At 70.7% G+C, this 1575-nt stretch carries 1 protein-coding gene; it reads left to right on the top strand.

Annotated features, from left to right (window positions below; all coding sequences use genetic code 11):
- Positions 1 to 337: 337 nt before the first annotated feature.
- Positions 338 to 1575 (top strand): cysteine--tRNA ligase (gene cysS / locus AC27VN_RS41035; RefSeq protein WP_490880445.1); only part of this gene is annotated, 1238 nt, incomplete at its 3' end.

Here is a 1575-nt window from a genome sequence, read left to right as displayed (position 1 = left end):
AGGGGTCGCGAAGCTCGCCAGAGCCCGCCCATCAAGGCGCGTGACGACGCGTGTGCGTCCGCACACGCAAGGAGCGCAACGCCGAGGGGCGGGCTCTGGCGAGCTTCCCTCCGGGTTGCCCCGCAAAGGGGCCGTCTGCGGCGTTGCCCGCGCTTGCAAGGCGGACGCCTTGCTGCGCACGGGCGCCTTGCATCCAGCCCCTTTGCGGGGCAACGCGACCCCTTGAATAGTGTTAACAGGCCCTAGCGACTTCGCGCGAACCCGCATGCCCGATGGCCACCCGTTGCAAGACCGGTGGCCTTTTTGTTTTTTGCAACGACCTCGAGAGTCCACACGCATGTCCCTCGTCCTCCACGACACCTGGTCGCGCTCCCTGCGCCCCTTCGTTCCGCTGCGCCCCGGCCCGGTGGGGCTCTACTGCTGCGGTCCCACCGTCTACGACCATGCCCACATCGGCAACCTGCGCACCTACGTGTTCGAGGACCTGCTGCGCCGCGTGCTGGAGTTCGGCGGCCACGAGGTGCGGCACGTGGTCAACATCACCGACGTCGGCCACCTGGTCTCGGACGCCGACGAGGGCGAGGACAAGATGGAGAAGGGCAGCCGCCGCGCGGGCGAATCGGCCTGGGCCATCGCCGAGCGCTTCACTGCCGCCTTCCGCGCCGACTGGCGCGCGCTGAACCTGCGCGAGCCCGCCGAATGGCCGCGCGCCACCGACCACATCCCCGAGCAGCTCGCCTTCATCGCCGAGCTCGAGCGCAAGGGCTTCACCTACCGCACCGCCGACGGCATCTACTTCGACACCTCGAAGCAGGACGACTACGGCCACCTCGCGCGGCTGGACAAGGCCGGCCTGCGCGCGGGCCAGCGCGTGGCGATGGGCGACAAGCGCGAGGCCACCGACTTCGCGCTCTGGAAGTTCAGCCCGCCCGGCACCCAGCGCCAGATGGAATGGGACAGCCCCTGGGGCCGCGGCTTCCCGGGCTGGCACATCGAGTGCTCGGCCATGTCGGCCCGCTACCTCGGGCCCTGGTTCGACATCCACTGCGGCGGCGAGGACCACATCGGCGTGCACCACAGCAACGAGATCGCGCAGACCCAGGCCTGCCACGGCACGCGCCTGGCCAACTTCTGGCTGCATGGCCATTTCCTCACGCTCGACGACGACGTGAAGATGTCGAAGTCCGACGGCGACTTCGTGCGGCTGCAGACCCTGGTCGACCGCGGCATCGATCCGCTGGCCTACCGCTACCTGTGCCTGGGCGCGCACTACCGCAGCAGCCTGCGCTTCAACGAGGCCGCGATCGCGGGCGCGCAGTCGGCGCTCGACCGCCTGCGGCGCGCCTATGCGGGCTGGCCGGTGGGCGGCACGGCAGACGCGGGCTTCGTCGCGCGCTTCCGCGCCGAGGTCGAGCAGGACCTGAACCTGCCGCGCGGCCTGGCCGTGCTGTGGGAGCTGGTGCGCAGCGACCTGCCGGCGGCGACGCGGCGCGCCACGGTCGATGTGTTCGAGGCGGTGCTGGGGCTGCGGCTGGCCGAGTGGCGCGAGGATGGCGACGCGGTGCCCGAAGCGAT

This window comes from Variovorax sp. 20P10.2.4 (genome assembly GCF_058244205.1).
Note: the sequence above shows the minus strand (reverse complement) of the source record. Positions and strands in the feature narration are given on the sequence as shown.